This is a genomic window from Leclercia sp. LSNIH1, assembly GCF_002902985.1.
Classification (GTDB): domain Bacteria; phylum Pseudomonadota; class Gammaproteobacteria; order Enterobacterales; family Enterobacteriaceae; genus Enterobacter.
In genome coordinates this window covers 390,963-411,968 of the sequence record NZ_CP026167.1, presented here as the reverse complement: position 1 = coordinate 411,968, position 21,006 = coordinate 390,963, and the positions used below count along the sequence as shown (strand labels likewise).

The 21,006-nt window shown below is 57.4% G+C and carries 12 protein-coding genes; 5 read left to right on the top strand and 7 right to left on the bottom strand.

From position 1 onward, the window contains the following. Nucleotides 1-7: 7 nt before the first annotated feature. Nucleotides 8-4,468, bottom strand: a complete 4,461-nt coding sequence (gltB, locus tag C2U54_RS02170) for a glutamate synthase large subunit (protein WP_139156369.1) — start codon at nucleotides 4,466-4,468, stop codon at nucleotides 8-10. A 681-nt stretch (nucleotides 4,469-5,149) separates the two neighbouring features. Between gltB and C2U54_RS02165 the strand changes: the two genes are divergently transcribed. Continuing rightward, nucleotides 5,150-6,094 (top strand): TIGR01212 family radical SAM protein, encoded by a 945-nt coding sequence (locus tag C2U54_RS02165; protein ID WP_103177206.1) that lies wholly within the window; start codon nucleotides 5,150-5,152, stop codon nucleotides 6,092-6,094. On the opposite strand, the gene C2U54_RS02160 is transcribed toward C2U54_RS02165, so the two are convergent. Next, the gene (locus tag C2U54_RS02160; RefSeq protein WP_103180992.1) at nucleotides 6,071-7,573 is read right to left on the bottom strand and encodes a helicase HerA-like C-terminal domain-containing protein; all 1,503 of its coding nucleotides are present in this window, start codon (nucleotides 7,571-7,573) and stop codon (nucleotides 6,071-6,073) included. The genes C2U54_RS02165 and C2U54_RS02160 overlap by 24 nt on opposite strands. A 137-nt stretch (nucleotides 7,574-7,710) precedes the next feature. On the opposite strand from C2U54_RS02160, the gene C2U54_RS02155 reads away from it, so the two are divergent. Beyond that, nucleotides 7,711-9,351 (top strand): dihydroxyacetone kinase subunit DhaK, encoded by a 1,641-nt coding sequence (locus C2U54_RS02155; protein WP_103177205.1) that lies wholly within the window; start codon nucleotides 7,711-7,713, stop codon nucleotides 9,349-9,351. Nucleotides 9,352-9,437: 86 nt separating this feature from the next. Here C2U54_RS02155 and ahr read toward each other — a convergent pair whose 3' ends face one another. From ahr to pepA, 5 genes are all read right to left on the bottom strand, one after another. Beyond that, entirely contained in the window at nucleotides 9,438-10,457 is a 1,020-nt protein-coding gene (ahr, locus tag C2U54_RS02150) for an NADPH-dependent aldehyde reductase Ahr (protein ID WP_103177204.1), read from the bottom strand. Nucleotides 10,458-10,539: 82 nt separating this feature from the next. Beyond that, nucleotides 10,540-11,043 (bottom strand): GNAT family N-acetyltransferase, encoded by a 504-nt coding sequence (locus C2U54_RS02145; RefSeq protein WP_103177203.1) that lies wholly within the window; start codon nucleotides 11,041-11,043, stop codon nucleotides 10,540-10,542. Between the two features lie 11 nt (nucleotides 11,044-11,054). Further along, entirely contained in the window at nucleotides 11,055-13,910 is a 2,856-nt protein-coding gene (locus C2U54_RS02140; RefSeq protein ID WP_103177202.1) for a valine--tRNA ligase, read from the bottom strand. After that, nucleotides 13,910-14,353 (bottom strand): DNA polymerase III subunit chi, encoded by a 444-nt coding sequence (gene holC, locus C2U54_RS02135; RefSeq protein WP_103177201.1) that lies wholly within the window; start codon nucleotides 14,351-14,353, stop codon nucleotides 13,910-13,912. The genes C2U54_RS02140 and holC overlap by 1 nt, the downstream gene beginning before the upstream one ends. A 120-nt stretch (nucleotides 14,354-14,473) precedes the next feature. Continuing rightward, a complete protein-coding gene (gene pepA / locus C2U54_RS02130) occupies nucleotides 14,474-15,985 on the bottom strand; it encodes a leucyl aminopeptidase (protein ID WP_103177200.1) in 1,512 nt (503 codons plus the stop codon). Between the two features lie 266 nt (nucleotides 15,986-16,251). Here pepA and lptF point away from each other — a divergent pair, with 266 nt between their 5' ends. The 3 genes from lptF to arcB all read left to right on the top strand — a co-directional run bounded on the left by lptF (nucleotide 16,252) and on the right by arcB (nucleotide 20,903). Next, nucleotides 16,252-17,352, top strand: coding sequence for an LPS export ABC transporter permease LptF (gene lptF / locus C2U54_RS02120; protein ID WP_103177199.1), 1,101 nt, complete (start codon nucleotides 16,252-16,254; stop codon nucleotides 17,350-17,352). After that, a complete protein-coding gene (gene lptG, locus C2U54_RS02115; protein ID WP_103177198.1) occupies nucleotides 17,352-18,434 on the top strand; it encodes an LPS export ABC transporter permease LptG in 1,083 nt (360 codons plus the stop codon). Before lptF ends, lptG begins: the two co-directional genes overlap by 1 nt. Nucleotides 18,435-18,569: 135 nt before the next feature. Further along, entirely contained in the window at nucleotides 18,570-20,903 is a 2,334-nt protein-coding gene (gene arcB / locus C2U54_RS02110; protein WP_103177197.1) for an aerobic respiration two-component sensor histidine kinase ArcB, read from the top strand. Nucleotides 20,904-21,006: the final 103 nt, after the last annotated feature.

The window sequence follows — 21,006 nt, the reverse complement described above, 5'->3', positions numbered from 1 at the left end:
GAATTCCTTACTGCGCCTGCACACGCAGCTCTGCTGCGCTACGACTACGGTGACCCAACAGGGCTTTAACATCGCTGGACTTCGGTTTAACCAGCGCGAATTTCGCAGAGAACGCCGGCCAGTTGGCCAGGATCTCTTCGCCGCGCACGGAACCGGTATGATGCACGTGCTCGGTAATCAGACCACGCAGGTGCTCTTCGTGGATCGCCAGGCTATCAACCTCCAGCACTTCCACCAGTTCCGTGTTCACGCGTTTGCGGAACTCACCGTCTTCATCCAGTACGTAGGCGAAACCACCGGTCATACCTGCACCGAAGTTAACGCCCGTTTTGCCCAGTACGCAGACAATCCCGCCGGTCATGTATTCACAGCCGTTATCGCCGATACCTTCCACCACGGTGATAGCACCGGAGTTACGCACCGCAAAACGCTCACCTGCACGGCCTGCGGCGAACAGACGACCACCGGTGGCACCGTACAGACAGGTGTTGCCGATGATGCTCGCATCACAGCTGCGGAAGGCAGAACCCACCGGAGGACGTACCGCCAGCAGACCGCCCGCCATGCCTTTACCGACGTAGTCGTTGGCATCGCCAGTCAGGTACAGCTCAACGCCGCCGGCGTTCCAGACGCCGAAGCTCTGGCCCGCGGTACCGCTGAAGTGCGCGATAATCGGATCGGCAGCCAGGCCCTGGTCGCCGTGCGTCTGCGCGATGTAGCCAGAGAGCGACGCGCCTACGGAACGGTCGGTGTTGCGAATATCAAACCAGAAGGTTTTGCTCTGCTTCTCATCCACAAACGGCTTCGCCTGCTGTAACAGCTGCGCATTCAGCACGCCATTGTCGAACGGCGGGTTGTTCTCGGTGCAGTAGACCGCTTTGCCCGCCTTAGGCTCAGCCGTTTCCAGCAGGCGGGAAAGCTTCAGGTTCTGCTGTTTAGCCGTGAACCCGTCCAGCTCTTTCAGCAGGTCGGTACGGCCAATCAGATCCACCAGACGCGTTACGCCCAGCTGCGCCATCAGCTCGCGGGTTTCGCGGGCGATGAAGTCAAAGTAGTTGGTCACTTTGAACGGCAGACCGTGATAGTGGTTCTTACGCAGCTTCTCGTCCTGGGTAGCAACACCGGTTGCGCAGTTGTTCAGGTGACAAATACGCAGGTATTTACAGCCCAGCGCCACCATCGGGCCGGTACCGAAACCAAAGCTCTCTGCACCCAGAATCGCCGCTTTAATGATGTCGAGACCGGTTTTCAGGCCGCCATCCACCTGCAGACGGATCTTGTGACGCAGGCCGTTAGCCACCAGCGCCTGCTGGGTTTCCACCAGGCCCAGCTCCCACGGACAGCCCGCATACTTCACGGAGGAGAGCGGGCTTGCGCCGGTGCCGCCGTCGTAACCGGCGATGGTGATGAGATCCGCATAGGCTTTTGCCACGCCGGTGGCGATGGTGCCGACACCCGGTTCGGAAACCAGCTTCACGGAGATCATCGCTTTCGGGTTGACCTGTTTCAGATCGAAAATCAGCTGCGCTAAGTCCTCGATAGAGTAGATATCGTGGTGCGGCGGCGGGGAGATGAGCGTCACGCCCGGTACCGAGTAGCGCAGTTTGGCGATGTATGGGGTCACTTTGTCACCCGGTAACTGGCCGCCTTCGCCCGGTTTTGCACCCTGAGCGACTTTAATCTGAATCACGTCGGCGTTGACCAGGTACGCTGGGGTCACACCGAAGCGACCGGATGCCACCTGCTTGATACGCGACACTTTATTGGTGCCGTAGCGCGCCGGATCTTCACCGCCTTCGCCGGAGTTAGAGTTGCCGCCGATGCTGTTCATCGCTTCGGCCAGCGCCTCGTGGGCTTCAGGGCTCAGCGCACCGATGGACATCGCAGCGGTATCGAAGCGTTTGAACAGTTCAGACGCAGGCTCTACGTCGTCAATGCTCACAGCCTCGTCACCCGGGTTCAGCGCCAGCAGGTCACGCAGTGTGGCCGCCGGGCGGTTGTTAACCAGCTCAGCATACTGCTGATAATCGCTGTACTCGCCGCTCTGGACAGCCTGTTGCAGGGTGCGAACCACGTCCGGGTTATAGGCGTGGTATTCGCCGCCGTGCACGTACTTCAGCTGTCCGCCCTGATCCAGCGGCTTACGTGCCAGCCAGGCGCGTTTGGAGAGATTCAGCAGATCCTGCTGGAAGTCGCTGAAGCCCGCTCCGCCGATACGGCTGATCACGCCCTGGAAGCAGAGATCGGCGACATCATCATGCAGACCAACGGCTTCGAACAGCTTCGAGCAGCGGTAAGAGGCGATGGTCGAGATGCCCATTTTGGACATGATCTTGTACAGACCTTTGTTGATGCCGTTACGGTAGTTCAGCATCACGGTACGGTAATCTTTTTCGATGGCGTTGGTGTCGACCAGTTTTGCCAGCGTTTCGTAGGCCAGGTACGGGTAGATCGCCGTCGCACCAAAGCCCAGCAGCACGGCAAAGTGGTGCGGGTCGCGCGCACTTGCGGTCTCAACAATGATGTTGGCGTCGCAGCGCAGGCTCTTCTCCACCAGGCGGGTCTGGATTGCACCCACCGCCATAGGCGCCGGAACCGGCAGACGGTTCTTCGCGATATTACGGTCGGACAGCACCAGCAGAACGGTACCGTTACGCACCATCTGTTCGGCCTTATCGCACAGCGCTTTCACCGTCTCTTCGAGGTTCGCTTCGGTCACGTCGAAGGTGATATCGAGCGTGTCGGCGCGGTAGTGCTCCTCTTGCATGGTGGTCAGCTGGGTAAAATCGGAGTAGAGCAGGATCGGCGATTTAAAGGTCAGACGGTGGGCCTGGCCTTCGGCTTCGCAGAAGACGTTCATCTCGCGACCAATGCTGGTCGCCAGCGACATTACGTGGGCTTCACGCAGCGGGTCGATCGGCGGGTTGGTGACCTGCGCGAACTGCTGACGGAAATAGTCATAAATAATGCGCGGCTGGCTGGAGAGCACGGCAAACGGGGTATCGTCACCCATAGAGCCGACCGCTTCCTGGCCGTTTTCACCCAGTACGCGGATAACAGAGTCCAGCTCTTCCGCACTGTAATTAAACTGTTTCTGGTAGCTGGCGAGGGTATCGTCATCCAGCTCGCGGCTGCCCACGTCGTTATCCGGCAGATCTTCGAACGGCACCAGACGGCGGACGTTTTTCTCCATCCACTCTTTATACGGGTGACGGCTCTTCAGATCGTTGTCGGTTTCCGCGGAGTGCAGGATGCGACCGCCACGGGTGTCGATGACCATCAGCTCGCCAGGGCCAACGCGGCCTTTTTCTACCACTTCGTCAGGCTGGTAATCCCAGATGCCTACTTCGGAGGCACAGGTGATCAGCTTGTCTTTGGTGATGACATAGCGCGCCGGACGCAGACCGTTACGGTCGAGGTTACAGGCGGCAAAGCGACCGTCGGACATGACGATACCCGCCGGGCCATCCCACGGCTCCATGTGCATGGAGTTAAAGTCGAAGAAGGCACGCAGCTCCGGATCCATATCCGGGTTGTTCTGCCATGCTGGTGGAACGAGCAGGCGCATGGCGCGGACGATATCCATCCCGCCGGCGAGCAGCAGCTCCAGCATGTTATCCATAGAGCTGGAGTCCGAGCCGGTTTCGTTAACGAACGGCGCGGCATCGTGCAGATCCGGGATCAGCGGGGTCTGGAATTTATAGGTACGGGCGCGGGCCCACTGGCGGTTACCGGTGATGGTGTTGATCTCGCCGTTGTGCGCCAGATAGCGGAACGGCTGAGCCAGCGGCCAGCGAGGTACGGTGTTGGTGGAGAAGCGCTGGTGGAACAGGCAAATGGCCGATTCCAGACGCAGGTCCGCCAGGTCCAGGTAGAAGCGCGGCAGGTCAGCCGGCATACAGAGACCTTTATAGATGTTCACCAGGTTCGAGAGGCTACAAACGTAGAACTCTTTATCGTCCTGGAGACGTTTTTCAATGCGGCGGCGGGCGATAAACAGGCGGCGTTCCATATCACGCGGACGCCAGCCCGCAGGCGCGTTGACAAAGATTTGCTCGATACGAGGCAGCGAGGAGAGGGCGATTTCACCGAGCACCCCTTCGTTGGTTGGCACATCGCGCCAGCCGACAATAGAGAGGGTTTCACGTTGAAGTTCTTCTTCGACGATGCGGCGTGATACGGCGGCTTTTTCAGCGTCCTGATTCAGGAACAGCATGCCGACAGCGTAGTTTTTGGCTAAACGCCAGCCGCGCTCTTCCGCCACGATACGGAAGAAACGATCCGGTTTTTGCAGCAGCAGACCGCAACCGTCGCCGGTTTTACCATCCGCAAGGATAGCGCCACGGTGCTGCATACGGGCCAGTGCGTGTATAGCGGTACGCACTACCTTGTGGCTAGGTTCGCCTTCTATGTGGGCGATCAGGCCGAAACCACAGTTATCCTTCTCAAGGGATTTATCGTACAACATATCAGTGAACCTCCCCAGGCTCGTCGGGCTTCCCACTGAACCGTGGCGCACAGGCACAGAAAGAGCATGGCGACGGGGTTTGCGCTTCATACGCGTACCTCGCATTCGCCCTCTTAATATCCTTTTCGCGCAGGTAAACAAGTTTGAGGACTTGCTTCAGAGGGAATCTCAATTACTGCATAAATATGATGAGCAGGCTGCTCATCCAGAAAGCTTCCAGCGGATTTCCAACTTATCGGGAATCTGTACACAGGTCAAATGGCAATCTTATTTATCCAGATATGTGCTACTAATAGGTTATGTTATTGATTTAAATATATATTTAGCTGCTTTCACATCACTGTAACCTTGCTGTGGGCTTTTGGGGAGTGTGATCTGACTCACTATATGAAAGCGGTATTATCGCTGTAGCATGCTAAATAGTGCGATTTAAGCAGGATTAAATGCTGTCACGCTACTAAAGCCCGCATGATGTCACTGTTTTTCAGCAAAGACGATATAAATGAAAAAAACCATCAGAACATAAGGAAAAGTAATTAAGCAGGCGGTGAATGAAATTGCAATTATCCTGGTTAATTATTCAAAAGATAAAAGCGCGCCGGGGCGATTGATCCAGGTCATCGCCGACGGCGGTTAAAAATGGCAGGCTTGTCCCCTTTCAACGGGGCGGTCTAACAGATTATGCAGTTACAGAAATTAGTCAATATGTTTGGTGGGGATCTTTCGCGCCGGTACGGGCAAAAGGTTCATAAGCTGTCGCTCCACGGGGGATTTAGCTGCCCGAACCGCGACGGCACTATCGGACGCGGCGGCTGTACCTTCTGTAATGTGGCCTCTTTTGCTGACGAAGCGCAGCAGTACCAGTCTATCGCTGCCCAGCTCGCCCATCAGTCCACGCGGGTTAACCGGGCGAAGCAGTATCTGGCCTATTTCCAGGCTTATACCAGTACCTGGGCTGAAGTACAGGTGCTGCGGTCGATGTATCAACAGGCGGTGAGCCAGGCGAATATCGTCGGGCTCTGCGTCGGCACCCGCCCCGACTGCGTACCGGAAGCGGTACTGGATCTGCTCAGCGAATATAAAGCGCAGGGGTACGAGATCTGGCTGGAGCTGGGATTGCAGACCGCCCACGATAAAACTTTGCACCGCATCAACCGTGGTCACGATTTTGCCTGCTATCAGCGCACCACCCGGCTGGCGCGCGAGCGCGGGCTGAAGGTCTGTACCCACCTTATTGTTGGCCTGCCGGGAGAAGGGCGGCATCACGCACTGGAAACCCTGCACAGTGTGGTAGAGACCGGCGTGGATGGCATCAAGCTGCACCCGCTGCATATCGTCAGAGGCAGCATTATGGCGAAAGCGTGGGAAGCCGGGCGGCTGAACGGGATTGAGCTGGACGAGTATGTTCTCACCGCCGGGGAGATGATTCGCCACACACCACCGGAAGTGGTCTATCACCGCATCTCCGCCAGCGCCCGTCGCCCAACGCTACTGGCACCGCTGTGGTGTGAGAATCGCTGGACGGGGATGGTGGAACTGGACCGCTATCTGAACGAGCAGGGCGTGCAGGGCTCGGCGCTGGGCACACCCTGGGTACCCACGCTATCTCCGGCGTCCGCCCAGTAAACTGCCCAGCACACCGCGGACAATCTGATTCGTCACCTGACGTGCCGCGCTTTTCGCCATGGTTTGCACCACCCCGTCGCGTTTACCGCCGCGCGGCCCGGTGCTGCCAAACAGAATCTCTTTTAACCCGCCGAGAATGCCCTCATCGACCGCCACGGACTGGCCTTTAGCGGCTGGCGCCTGCTGCTGCTCTGTGGTGGCCTGCACCCCTTTTTGCAGCATCTCAAACGCGGACTCCCGGTCCACCTGGTCTTCATATTTTCCGTAGAGCGGGGAATGGTTGATCAGCCCGTTACGCTCGTCGTCGCTAATCGGCCCCATTCTGGAGTAGGGCGCAATGACCATCGCGCGCTCCACCATAGATGGGCTGCCTTTGGCATCCAGGAAAGATATCAGCGCTTCGCCGGTGCCGAGCGCCTGAATAGCGGACTCGGTATCAAAGGCCGGATTGGCGCGCATGGTCTGCGCCGCGGCTTTGACCGCTTTCTGATCTTTCGGCGTAAAGGCGCGCAGGGCATGCTGGACGCGGTTACCCAGCTGGCCCAGGACGTTATCAGGAATATCGGCCGGGTTTTGCGAAACGAACCAGACGCCCACGCCTTTAGAGCGGATCAGGCGGATCACCTGTTCGATCTTATCCAGCAGCACCTGCGGCGCATCGCTGAACAGCAGATGGGCTTCGTCGAAGAAGAAGACCAGCTTCGGTTTGTTCAGATCGCCCGCTTCCGGTAGCTGTTCATAGAGCTCTGAGAGCATCCAGAGCAGGCTGGCCGCGTAGAGCTTCGGCATCTGGTAGAGCTTTTCCGCGCTCAGGATGTTGATAATACCTTTGCCGTTGCTGTCGGTTCGCATCCAGTCCCTGATATCGAGCATCGGCTCGCCAAAGAAGTGTTCAGCTCCCTGCTGCTCCAGGGAGAGTAAGCCACGCTGGATGGCGCCGATGGAGGCGGGACTGATATTGCCGTACTGCGTCTGGAAGGCTTTGGCGTTATCCCCGATATAGTGCGTAATGGCCCGCAGATCTTTGAAATCGAGCAGCAACAGCCCCTGGTCATCGGCAATGCGGAAGATAATGTTCAGCACGCCGGTCTGCACCTCGTTCAGATCGAGCAGACGTGCCAGCAGCAGCGGGCCGAGATCGGAAACGGTCGCCCGTACCGGGTGCCCATGCTCGCCGAAAATATCCCACGCCACCACCGGGTTGCCCTGCGGCTGCCAGTCGGTCACGCCAATACTCTTCAGCCGTTCGAGTAACTTATCCGATGCGGCCCCCTCCCGGGCAACGCCGCTGAGATCGCCTTTCACGTCAGCCATAAACACCGGCACGCCAATAGTGGAAAATGACTCGGCCAGCTTTTGCAACGTTACCGTTTTCCCCGTGCCCGTTGCGCCGGTGATCAGACCATGACGGTTTGCCATCGCGGGCAGCAAAAACAGCTCAGTGTCCGGCGTCCGGGCAATCAGCAGGGGTGTACTCATGATGCGCATCCTCGTGGAATCCTGGGTGGAGTATAGGCAACCTGACGGCAAAATGAATGTGTCAATTTCTTAGTTTGCAGCGCATTACGCAGCGCGGACTATGCTTTTGCATACGGTTAACAACATATTGGAAAGCTATGTCCAGATTCTTCTTTAACGACCGCAAACAGCTGGTGAATGATGCCATTGAAGGGATGCTGATCTCCGCCCCGCACGGCAATCTCGCCAGGCTGGATATCGATCCGGCTATCCGCGTGGTGGTGCGTGCCGACTGGGATAAAAGTCGCGTGGCGGTGATATCCGGCGGGGGCTCCGGCCATGAACCGGCGCACGCGGGCTTTGTTGGTAAAGGGATGCTGACCGCGGCCGTCTGCGGCGATCTGTTTGCGTCCCCCAGCGTCGAGGCGGTGCTCAGCGCCATTGTGGCCGTCACGGGCGATCGGGGCTGTCTGCTGATCGTCAAAAACTACACCGGGGATCGTCTCAACTTTGGCCTCGCGGCAGAAAAGGCCAAACGCTACGGGCTCAAAGTGGAGATGGTGATCGTGGCCGATGACATTGCCCTGCCGGATAACAAGCAGCCGCGCGGCATCGCCGGAACCGCGCTGGTGCATAAGGTAGCCGGGTATGCTGCCGAACAGGGCAAGTCGCTAAACGAGGTGCGCGATATGGCCCGCCAGGCCTGCGATAATCTCTGGAGCCTGGGTGTGGCTATGCAGACCTGCAACCTGCCGGGCAGCGATGACGAAGAAGGGCGCATCAAAAAAGGCCATGTCGAGCTGGGGCTGGGGATCCACGGCGAGCCCGGGGCCTCGGTGGTAGAGACACAAAACAGCAAAGCCATTATCGATACGCTGGTGCAACCCCTGCTGGCGCAGGCGGGGCAGGGGCGACTGGCGATCCTGATCAACAACCTCGGCGGCGTGTCGGCCCTGGAGATGGCGCTGTTGACCAAAGAGCTGGCCCATTCCGCCCTGAAGGATCAGATTGCGTATTTGATTGGCCCGGCGCCGCTGGTGAGCTCGCTGGACATGAAAGGCTTTTCGTTATCGTTGCTGAAGCTGAACGCGGCATTTGAGCAGGCGCTGAACGCCCCGGTGGAGACGCTGGGCTGGCAAAAGCCCGTCGCCTTTGCGCCGCTGCGTACGCTGACCCATACCCCGCTGCACGACAGCGTAGAATTTACCCCGTCGGCAAATGCGCAGGTGGCGCAGCACGTCGCTGCGGTGGCGGAGCGGTTAATTGCCCTGGAAAACCGCCTTAACGCCCTGGACGCGAAAGTGGGGGATGGCGATACCGGTTCAACCTTTGCGCAAGGTGCGCGGGACATTGCGCAATGGCTGGAGGAGGATCGCCTGCCGCTGAACGATCTGCCGCAGCTGCTGCTGGTGGTGGGGGAGCGGCTGGCAACGGTGATGGGCGGGTCGAGCGGGGTGTTGATGTCGATCTTCTTTACCGCCGCCGGGCAGGCGCTGCGTAGCGGCAAGCCTCTGCCGGATGCTTTGCTGACCGGGCTTGCGCAAATGAAGCACTATGGCGGCGCCGATCTGGGCGATCGCACCTTGATCGATGCGCTGCAGCCCGCGCTGGAAGCGTGGCAGAAAGAGGGGCTTCAGGCTGCCGTCAGGGCGGCAAAAGAGGGGGCAGATGCCACGACGAGCATGGGCAAAGCCGGAGCGGGGCGCTCATCCTATGTGAACAAAGAGAATCTGCAGGGCGTTGCCGATCCTGGCGCGGTTGCGGTGGCCGAGGTGTTTACGGCTCTGGTGCGGTTGTAGAGAAACGCCCGGTGGCGCTACGCTTACCGGGCCTACAAAGCACATGTAGGCCGGGTAAGGCGTAGCCGCCACCCGGCACATTCACGTCAAAAATCCGCTTTCAATACCACACGGTAACGGGCTTTGCCGTCACGAACATGCTGGATCGCTTCGTTGATTTTCGACATCGGGTACATCTCGATGGTCGGCGCGACACCGGTGCGGCCGGCAAACTTCATCAGTTTACGCAGCTCGTACGGCGTGCCCGTTGCGGAACCGGAGATGCTGCGGTCGCCACCGATCAGCGTAAAGGCGGGAACCGGGAGCGGCTTCAGCACGGCACCGACGGTATGGAAGTTTCCGCCATAGGCCAGCGCTTCAAAGTAGGGCTGCCAGTCGAGATCGACATTTACGGTGTTGATGATCAGATCGAACTGCCCCGCCAGAGCGGTCAGCGCCTCGGGATCGCGGCTGTTGACCACTTTGTCAGCCCCCATCGCCAGCACTTCCTGCTCTTTGGCCGGGTTTGAGCTGAAGGCGGTCACTTCACAGCCCATCGCATGCAGCAGCTTAATGGCAATGTGGCCCAGACCACCGATGCCAATCACCCCCACGCGGCTGGTGGCGGTGACGTGGTGCATCAGCAGCGGTTTAAAGACCGTGATCCCGCCGCACAGCAGCGGACCGGCAGATTCAATATCCATCTGCTCAGGGAGAGGAATGACCCACTGCCAGTCGGCACGCAGTTTGTCGGCGAAGCCGCCGTTGTTGAGGATGGTGGGTGTGGCCCCTTGCAGACAGTTGATCTGGTTGCCGCTGATACAGGCATCACAATGACCACAGCTACGGGCGGTCCAGCCAATGCCCACGCGCTGACCAATTTTCAGCCCCTTATCCTGTGCGGCATCGCCCAGGGCAACAACGCGACCGATCACTTCATGACCGGCAATCAGCGGGTATTGTGAGAAGCCCCACTCGTTATCGATCATCGACAGGTCGGAATGGCAAATGCCGCAGTAATCCACCTGCACTTCGACGTCTTCTGCTTTCAGCTCGCCTGCATCGTATTCGTACAGCTCAAGCTCTGCACCCGCCTGCGGTGCGGCGTAGCTTTTTATCTTTGACATCAGTTTTCCCCTTCGTGGTGTTGAACTGAGAGTGTAGAGCATTCAGTTTACAACCGCTTAACAGAAGGGGGCAGGAGAGAGGTTACAGCGTTTTCAGCATCCGCACTTCGCAATCAACATGGCCGGTACAGCCCAGCGGCTGGTCAATATGCTCAAAGCCGAGATGCTCGTACAGCCTGATGGCTTCGGTCAGAAAGGCGGTGGTTTCAAGGTAGCAGCGCTTAAACCCTTGCGCGCGGGCATGATCGAGCGCCTGTAACGCCAGTTTTTTCGCCAGGCCTTGTCCACGGACGACGGGCAGGAAATACATTTTTTGCAGCTCGCAGATATCGGGTTCGCTGCAGGCGAGCGGTGCAATACCACCGCCGCCCACAACCTGCCCGTTCTGCTCGACAACCCAATAGGCATGTCCCGGCTGGCTGTACAGGGCGTACAGTTCGTCGAGATTGGGGTCCGCAACGGTATAACCTTTATCGGCCGTCAGGCCGTATTCGGCAGATACCCGGCGGATAACGCCGGCAATGGCCGGGTTATCCGTGGCGGTGATACGGCGCAGGTGCGCCGTTACTGGAGCATTTACACGCATTGCTTCACTCATTACAACGCACTAATGATCGCCTGCTGTTCAATCAGCTTCGCTTTTGCTTGTGCATAACCGTTCAGCTTTTCACGCTCTTTGGCGATCACCGCTTCCGGGGCACGGGCAACGAAGCCTTCATTGGACAGTTTGCTTTCGATACGGCCAATTTCATCGTCGACTTTAGCCACTTCTTTCGCCAGACGTGCCAGCTCAGCATCTTTGTCAATCAGGCCTGCCATCGGGATCAGCAGCTCGGCGCCGTCGATGATTTTGGTCACGGAAACCGGACCTTTATCATCGGCTGGCAGCACGGTGATGCTCTCCAGACGTGCCATGGTCTGCAGGAAGGTACTGTTCTCGGTCACGCGACGCTGTGCCGCTTCGCTGCAACCGCGCAGCAACAGCGCCAGTGGTTTGCCCGGGGCGATGTTCATTTCGGCACGGATATTACGCACCGCAATGATTGCCTGCTTCAGCCATTCGGTATCGGATGCGGCGGCTTCATCAATCTGCGTGGCATCGAAGGACGGGAACGGCTGCAGCATGATGGTATCAGCATTGATGCCCGCAATGACCTTCACACGCTGCCAGATGGTTTCGGTGATGAACGGGATGATCGGGTGCGCCAGGCGCAGCAGACCTTCCAGAACGGTAATCAGCGTATGGCGCGTGCCGCGCAGTTCCGCTTCAGTGCCGCCGTTCATGACCGGCTTGGTCAGCTCCAGGTACCAGTCGCAGAACTGGTTCCAGGTGAATTCGTACAGAATGCCTGCCGCGATATCGAAGCGATAGTTATCCAGCGCTTCGCGGAACGCTTTGATGGTCTGGTTGAATTCAGCCAGGATCCAGCGGTCTGCCAGGGACAGGGTCATTTCGCCGCCGTTAAAGCCGCAATCCTGATCCTCGGTGTTCATCAGCACAAAGCGGCTGGCGTTCCACAGCTTGTTACAGAAGTTACGGTAACCTTCCAGGCGCTTCATGTCCCAGTTGATATCACGGCCGGTAGAGGCCAGCGCCGCCAGAGTGAAACGCAGGGCGTCAGTACCGTGCGGCTCAATGCCGTTCGGGAACTGTTTCTCGGTGCGCTTGCGGATCTTCTCAGCCAGCTGCGGCTGCATCATGTTGCCGGTACGTTTCTCCAGCAGCTCTTCCAGAGAGATACCGTCAACCATATCCAGAGGGTCAATAACGTTACCCTTCGACTTGGACATCTTCTGGCCTTCGTCGTCACGAATCAGACCGGTCATATAGACGGTATGGAACGGAACCTGCGGCTTGCCGTTTTCATCTTTGATGAAGTGCATGGTCATCATGATCATGCGGGCGATCCAGAAGAAGATGATATCGAAGCCGGAGACCATCACGCTGGTTGGGTGGAACTGACGCAGCGCATCGGTGTTTTCTGGCCAGCCGAGGGTGGAGAAGGTCCACAGCGCGGAGGAGAACCAGGTGTCCAGTACGTCTTCGTCCTGACGCAGGGCAACGTCAGCGCTCAGGTTGTTTTCCTGACGCACTTCGTGTTCAGTACGGCCAACGTAGACATTGCCTTCGTTGTCATACCATGCCGGGATACGGTGACCCCACCACAACTGACGGGAGATACACCAGTCCTGAATATCGCGCATCCAGGAGAAGTACATGTTTTCGTACTGTTTTGGCACGAACTGGATGTCGCCGTTTTCGACCGCTTCAACCGCGGGTTTCGCCAGTACGTCAGCACGGACGTACCACTGGTCGGTCAGCATCGGCTCGATCACCACGCCGCCACGGTCGCCATAAGGGACGGTCAGGTCGTGTGGCTTGATTTCGTCCAGCAGGCCCAGGGCGTCGACAGCGGCAACGATCGCTTTACGCGCGGCGAAGCGCTCCAGCTTCTGGAACTCAGCCGGAATGTCGCTTGAGTAAACGTCGGATTCGTTACCTTTGGTGTCATACACCTCTGCGCTTTCACGGATATCGCCGTCAAAGGTCAGGATGTTGATCATTGGCAGGGCGTGACGACGACCCACTTCGTAGTCGTTAAAGTCGTGTGCCGGGGTGATCTTCACGCAGCCGGTACCTTTTTCCATGTCGGCGTGTTCGTCGCCCACAATCGGAATACGGCGGTTCACCAGCGGCAGCACCACAAATTTACCAATCAGATCTTTGTAACGCGGATCTTCCGGGTTAACGGCCACGCCGGTATCGCCCAACAGCGTTTCCGGTCGGGTGGTCGCGACAATCAGGTAATCTTTACCGTCTGCCGTTTTTGCGCCATCGGCCAGCGGATAGCGGATGTGCCACATGGAGCCTTTCGACTCGCGGTTTTCCACTTCCAGGTCAGAGATGGCGGTGCGCAGTTTCGGGTCCCAGTTTACCAGGCGCTTGCCGCGGTAAATCAGGTCTTCTTTATACAGACGGACAAACACTTCTTTCACGGCATTGGAGAGGCCTTCATCCATGGTGAAGCGCTCGCGCTCCCAGTCCACGGAGTTGCCGAGACGGCGCATCTGACGGGTAATGGTGCCGCCGGATTCTGCTTTCCACTGCCAGATTTTGTCGATAAAGGCGTCGCGACCGTAGTCGTGGCGGGTTTTCCCTTCTTCAGCGGCAATCTTACGCTCAACCACCATCTGGGTAGCGATACCCGCGTGGTCAGTACCGGCCTGCCACAGGGTGTTTTTGCCCTGCATGCGCTGGTAACGGATCATGGTATCCATGATGGTCTGCTGGAAGGCATGCCCCATATGCAAACTGCCGGTGACGTTCGGCGGCGGGATCATGATGCAGAAGGACTCTTTGCTTTCATCGCCGTTAGGCTTGAAATAGCCCTGCTGTTCCCAGTGCTCGTAAAGCGGCTGTTCGATATCGCGTGGGTTATATGTCTTTTCCATTATTTCCAGGTTGCCGTATTCAGGTTAAAACCAGCCAGGCGGTACGCTTTATAGCGTTCGCGCGCCAGTTGTTTCAGGGAATCTTCGTGAGGGACAAAGTCTATCACTTCTGTGAAAGCGGTGGCAAAATCTGCAAAGCCGCTGCGCAGGCTAATCAGAATATCGCGTGGACTGCTGTTACGCTTTTGCGGCCAGGCGATCTCCACCGGCGCACCGCCGCGCGGTCCTTCTCCCGCCAGATTATGCGGAACAAAACTTTCCGGCGGTCGTGCCCACAGCGCTTCATCCAGACGGATGGCCTGCTGCTCATCTTCGCAGGCAATCAGCACGCGAAGACCCGCGCGCCAACGTTCTGCGGCAATGTCACACACCAGTTGTTCAACGGCGCTTAAGCCATCCTGTTGGGTGTCATTGTCCAGAAGATAGAACGTTGCGTTTTTCATATATGGGGTTTCTTGTGGTGACTTTAAATGCTTAAGCCCGGTGGCGCTACGCTTACCGGGCCTACGGTTTACTGCCGTTTGTTGGCCGGGTAAGGCGAAGTCGCCACCCGGCATTTACCCTTACTCGTCGCCGTTAAAACCGGCGCGATTGAGCAGGAACTGCGACAGCAGAGCCACTGGACGGCCGGTTGCGCCTTTGGCTTTACCGGAGCGCCATGCGGTGCCCGCGATATCCAGGTGTGCCCAGTTATACTTGCGGGTAAAGCGCGACAGGAAGCAGCCCGCGGTAATTGCACCGCCAGGACGACCGCCGATATTTGCCATATCCGCAAAGTTAGACTCAAGCTGCTCCTGATACTCGTCACCCAGCGGCAGACGCCATGCGCGATCGCCCGCCTGCTCAGAGGCACCAATCAGCTCATGCGCCAGCGGGTTGTGGTTCGACATCAGGCCGGTAATGTGGTGACCCAGGGCAATCACGCAGGCGCCAGTCAGGGTGGCAACATCGATAACCGCTTCCGGATCGAAGCGCTCAACGTAGGTCAGCACGTCGCACAGCACCAGACGGCCTTCGGCGTCAGTGTTCAGGACTTCAACGGTCTGCCCGGACATGGTGGTGAGGACGTCGCCTGGACGATAGGCGCGCCCGCCCGGCATGTTTTCGCAGCCCGCCAGCACGCCAGTGACGTTAATTGGCAGCTGCAGCTCGGCCACCATGCGCATTACGCCGTAAACCGCCGCCGCGCCGCACATGTCGTACTTCATCTCGTCCATGCCTTCGGCAGGCTTGATGGAGATACCGCCGGAGTCGAAGGTCAGGCCTTTACCCACCAGCACAATCGGGCGTGCATCTTCCGCCGGGTTGCCTTTGTACTCAATGACCGACATCAGGGATTCATTTTGTGAACCGTTGCCGACGGCGAGGTAGGAGTGCATCCCCAGCTCTTTCATCTGTTGTTCGCCAATTACGCGGGTGACGACATTTTTGCTGTAGGAGTCAGCCAGCTGACGCGCCTGCGACGCAAGGTAGCCCGCGTTACATATGTTTGGCGGCATATTGCCCAGATCTTTCGCGGCCTTGATACCGGCTGCGATAGCCAGGCCATGCTGAATGGCGCGTTCACCGCTGGTCAGCTCGCGACGGGTCGGGACGTTAAAGACCATCTTACGCAGCGGACGACGCGGTTCGCTTTTGGTGGTTTTCAGCTGATCGAAGCTATAAAGGGTCTCTTTGGCCGTTTCAACCGCCTGGCGTACTTTCCAGTAGGTGTTGCGGCCTTTAACGTGCAGTTCGGTCAGGAAGCAGACGGCCTCCATTGAGCCAGTATCATTCAACGTATTGATCGTTTTCTGAATGACCTGTTTGTACTGGCGCTCGTCCAGCTCACGCTCCTTGCCGCAGCCAATCAGCAGGATACGCTCGGAGAGGACGTTTGGCACATGATGCAGCAGCAATGTTTGGCCCGGTTTGCCTTCCAGCTCGCCGCGGCGCAGCAGGGCGCTGATGTAGCCGTCACTGATTTTATCGAGTTGTTCGGCGATTGGAGAGAGTCTGCGGGGTTCAAACACGCCGACAACGATGCAGGCACTCCGCTGTTTCTCCGGGCTACCGCTTTTTACACTGAACTCCATGAACTACGCTCCTGAATCTTAAAGACAACAGCGACAGCTACGGATAGAATTGAAACCTTTCGTAACTCGTACCCGCTGTTGCGGTGACTTCGTGTTAATCTTACGTTATTACGGTTTCGGCACGTCATAATAACTCCTGAAGCGCGAATCCGTCGGGTGTTCTAATCTTAGCGATGATTTCGACGACTCAAGAGAATAAATGACGTTTAAGCCATGAAACAAGCGATTTTCCTGCAAAGAGACGGGTTTTTACGGGCGTATTTAATGTGATAATCATAAGATATCTGGTGCGGGAGACGCTCAAAAGCCAGCTGGCGATACTCTTCATCCTGCTTCTGATCTTTTTCTGTCAGAAACTGGTAAGGATCCTCGGCGCGGCTGTTGATGGCGAAATTCCCACAAATCTGGTGCTTTCCCTGCTTGGGCTGGGCGTGCCGGAAATGGCGCAGCTTATCCTGCCACTTAGCCTTTTCCTCGGACTGCTGATGACGCTCGGTAAACTCTATACCGAAAGTGAAATCACCGTCATGCATGCGTGCGGTCTGAGCAAAGCGGTTCTGGTTAAAGCCGCTATGCTCCTGGCGTTATTCACCGGCATCGTGGCCGCCGTGAACGTTATGTGGGCCGGTCCTGTCTCTTCTCGTCATCAGGATGAAGTGCTGGCTGAGGCGAAAGCCAACCCTGGTATGGCCGCGCTGGCCCAGGGGCAGTTCCAGCAGGCAACGGATGGTAACTCCGTGCTGTTTATCGAAAGCGTGGATGGCAACCGCTTTAACGATGTATTCCTTGCGCAAATCCGTCCCAAGGGCAATGCCCGTCCCTCTGTCGTGGTGGCCGATTCCGGTCAGCTGGCGCAGGGGAAAGACGGTTCGCAGATTGTGACGCTGAACAAAGGCACCCGCTTTGAAGGTACGGCGCTGCTGCGTGATTTCCGTATCACTGACTTCCAGAACTATCAGGCAATTATTGGTCATCAGGCGGTTGCGCTGGATCCCAGCGATACCGAGCAGATGGATATGCGCACGCTGATCAACACCGATACCAATCGCGCCCGCGCGGAGCTGCACTGGCGAATCACGCTGGTGTTTACCGTCTTTATGATGGCGTTGATGGTGGTGCCGCTTAGCGTGGTAAACCCACGTCAGGGACGGGTGCTCTCCATGTTGCCCGCCATGCTGCTTTATCTGGTCTTCTTCCTGCTGCAGACATCGATCAAATCGAACGGTGGCAAAGGAAAAATTGACCCGGTTATCTGGACATGGGTGATTAACGGACTCTATCTGCTGTTGGCCGTTGCCCTCAACCTGTGGGACACCGTGCCGATGCGCCGCGTGCGGGCCCGGTTTATGCGTAAAGGAGCGGTGTAATGCAGGCGTTTGGCGTTCTTGACCGCTATATCGGTAAAACCATTTTCACCACCATCATGATGACCTTATTCATGCTGGTGTCGCTCTCCGGCATCATCAAGTTTGTGGACCAGCTGAAAAAGGCCGGGCAGGGGAGCTACGATGCCATGGGGGCGGGCATGTATACCCTGCTCAGCATTCCAAAAGATGTGCAAATCTTCTTCCCGATGGCGGCGCTGTTAGGGGCGCTGCTGGGGCTGGGGATGCTGGCGCAGCGCAGTGAGCTGGTGGTCATGCAGGCCTCCGGCTTTACCCGTATGCAGGTGGCGCTCTCCGTCATGAAAACGGCCATCCCGCTGGTATTGCTGACCATGGCGATGGGCGAGTGGGTTGCGCCACAGGGCGAACAGATGGCGCGTAACTACCGCGCGCAAATGATGTATGGCGGCTCGTTGCTCTCTACCCAGCAGGGACTGTGGGCGAAAGATGGCAATAACTTTGTCTACATCGAACGCGTCACGGGCGATAACTCCCTCGGCGGTGTGAGCATTTACAGCTTTAACGACCAGCGTCGTCTGCAGGCGGTGCGTTACGCCGCGTCGGCCACGTTTGATACTGATAACAAGGTCTGGCGTCTGTCGCAGGTAGATGAATCAAACCTGCAGGATCCAAAACAGATCACCGGGTCGCAAACGGTCTCTGGCACCTGGAAAACCAACCTGACGCCGGATAAGCTCGGTGTGGTTGCGCTGGATCCGGATGCACTCTCCATCAGCGGCCTGTACAACTACGTGAAGTACCTGAAATCGAGTGGCCAGGATTCCGGACGTTATCAGCTCAACATGTGGAGCAAGGTCTTCCAGCCGCTCTCGGTGGCGGTGATGATGCTGATGGCGCTGTCGTTTATCTTTGGCCCGCTGCGTAGCGTCCCGATGGGGGTGCGTGTCGTGACAGGTATCAGCTTCGGCTTTGTCTTCTACGTTCTGGACCAAATCTTCGGCCCGCTGACGCTGGTGTACGGTATACCGCCAGTGATTGGCGCGCTGTTGCCGAGTGCCTCCTTCTTCGTGATCAGCCTCTGGCTGCTGCTGAAGCGCTCCTGACCCCCTCCCGCCTCGCTTCCCTGCCCGGGAAGTGAGGCGCATCCCCTGTTTTACCCCTCACTTTTTTGCACAACCTTCAACGTCTTGCCTGGAATTTGAGTATTATTGTGCGATGACGTCGTGAAGAGATCCCTTATGAAGCAAATTCGGTTACTGGCGCAATACTATGTCGATCTGATGATGAAGCTTGGCCTGGTGCGCTTCTCCCTGTTGCTGGCGCTGGCGCTGGTAGTGCTGGCGATTGTGGTGCAGATGGCCATTACCATGGTGCTCCATGGCCAGGTTGAGAGTATCGATCTTATACGTTCCATTTTCTTTGGCCTGTTGATTACGCCCTGGGCGGTCTATTTCCTCTCGGTAGTGGTTGAGCAGCTGGAGGAGTCCCGCCAGCGGCTGACCCGGCTGGTGGAAAAGCTGGAAGAGATGCGCGAGCGCGATCTGAAGCTCAACGTGCAGCTAAAAGACAACATCGCTCAGCTGAACCAGGAGATCTCAGATCGAGAAAAAGCGGAGGCTGAGCGCCAGACTACGCTGGAACAGCTGAAAATCGAGATGAAAGAGCGTGAGCAGACGCAGATCCAGCTTGAGCAGCAGTCTTCGTTCCTGCGCTCTTTCCTTGATGCCTCCCCGGACCTGGTTTTCTACCGCAATGAAGATAAAGAGTTTTCCGGCTGTAACCGGGCGATGGAGTTACTGACCGGAAAGAGCGAAAAACAGCTTATCAATCTGCGTCCGCAGGATGTCTACTCTCCGGAGGCGGCAGCCAAAGTTATCGAAACCGATGAAAAGGTGTTCCGTCACAACGTCTCCCTGACCTACGAGCAGTGGCTCGACTACCCGGACGGGCGCAAAGCCTGCTTCGAAATCCGTAAAGTGCCCTATTACGACCGCGTCGGGAAACGCCACGGGCTGATGGGCTTCGGGCGTGATATTACCGAGCGTAAGCGTTACCAGGATGCGCTGGAGCGCGCCAGCCGGGATAAAACGACCTTTATCTCCACTATCAGCCATGAACTGCGTACTCCGCTTAACGGTATCGTCGGGTTAAGCCGCATTCTGCTCGACACCGAACTGACGGCCGAGCAGGAGAAATATCTTAAAACCATCCATGTCTCGGCGGTTACGCTCGGCAATATCTTCAACGATATTATTGATATGGATAAGATGGAGCGGCGCAAAGTCCAGCTGGATAACCAGCCGGTGGATTTCACCAGCTTCCTGGCCGATCTGGAAAACCTCTCCGGTCTGCAGGCGCAGCAGAAAGGGCTACGCTTTGTGCTGGAGCCGACCTTGCCGCTGCCGCATAAGGTGGTGACCGACGGTACGCGCCTGCGCCAGATCCTGTGGAACCTGATCAGCAACGCGGTCAAATTTACCCAGAGTGGCCAGGTGGCAGTTCGCGTGCGCTACGGCGAGGGGGAGATGCTGCACTTCGAGGTGGAAGATTCCGGGATTGGTATTCCCCAGGAGGAGCAGGACAAAATCTTTGCCATGTATTACCAGGTTAAAGACAGCCACGGGGGCAAACCCGCTACCGGGACCGGCATCGGTCTGGCGGTATCGCGCCGTCTGGCGAAGAGCATGGGCGGTGATATCACGGTGACCAGCAACCCTGGGCACGGCTCTGTATTTAAACTTAGCGTTCGGGCCCCGGCAGTGGCGGAAGAGGTCGAGGACACCTTTGCCCATGATGATATGCCGCTGCCTGCCCTGCATGTGCTGCTGGTGGAAGATATCGAGCTGAACGTGATTGTCGCGCGATCGGTGCTGGAGAAACTGGGCAGCAGCGTGGATGTTGCTATGACCGGTAAAGCCGCGCTGGAGATGTTCACGCCGGGCGAATATGACCTGGTGCTGCTGGATATTCAGTTGCCGGACATGACCGGGCTGGATATCTCGCGCGAGCTGACGAGCCGTTACACCAGCGACGAACTGCCGCCGCTGGTGGCGCTGACCGCCAACGTGCTGAAAGACAAAAAAGAGTACCTGGATGCCGGTATGGACGATGTACTGAGCAAACCGCTGGCGGTACCCGCCTTAACCGCCATGATCAAGAAGTTCTGGGACACCTGTGACGAAGAGGAGAGCACCATGACGAAGGTAGATACAGAGAAAGCACAGTCTTTGCTGGATATCGACATGCTCGAGCAGTACATCGATCTGGTTGGTCCGAAGTTGATCACCGATGGCCTGGCCATCTTCGAGAAGATGATGCCGGGCTATTTAAACTTGCTCGAGTCAAACCTGACGGCGCGGGACAAGAAAGGCATCGTTGAAGAGGGCCACAAGATCAAAGGTGCGGCCGGATCGGTGGGTTTGCGCCATCTGCAGCAGCTTGGACAGCAGATTCAGTCTCCGGATTTACCCGCTTGGGAAGATAACGTGGGTGAATGGGTTGAGGAGATGAAGCAGGAGTGGCAGAACGATGTCGCCGTGCTAAAAGCCTGGGTGGAAAGCAGAAAAAAATGACCCCGGTAGACCGGGGTGCGCGAATACTGCGCCAACACCAGGGAAATCTTGGCTGCGCCTGAATAGGAATAGTTTTTTCGTAAATGGCGTAGCCGGAAACTTT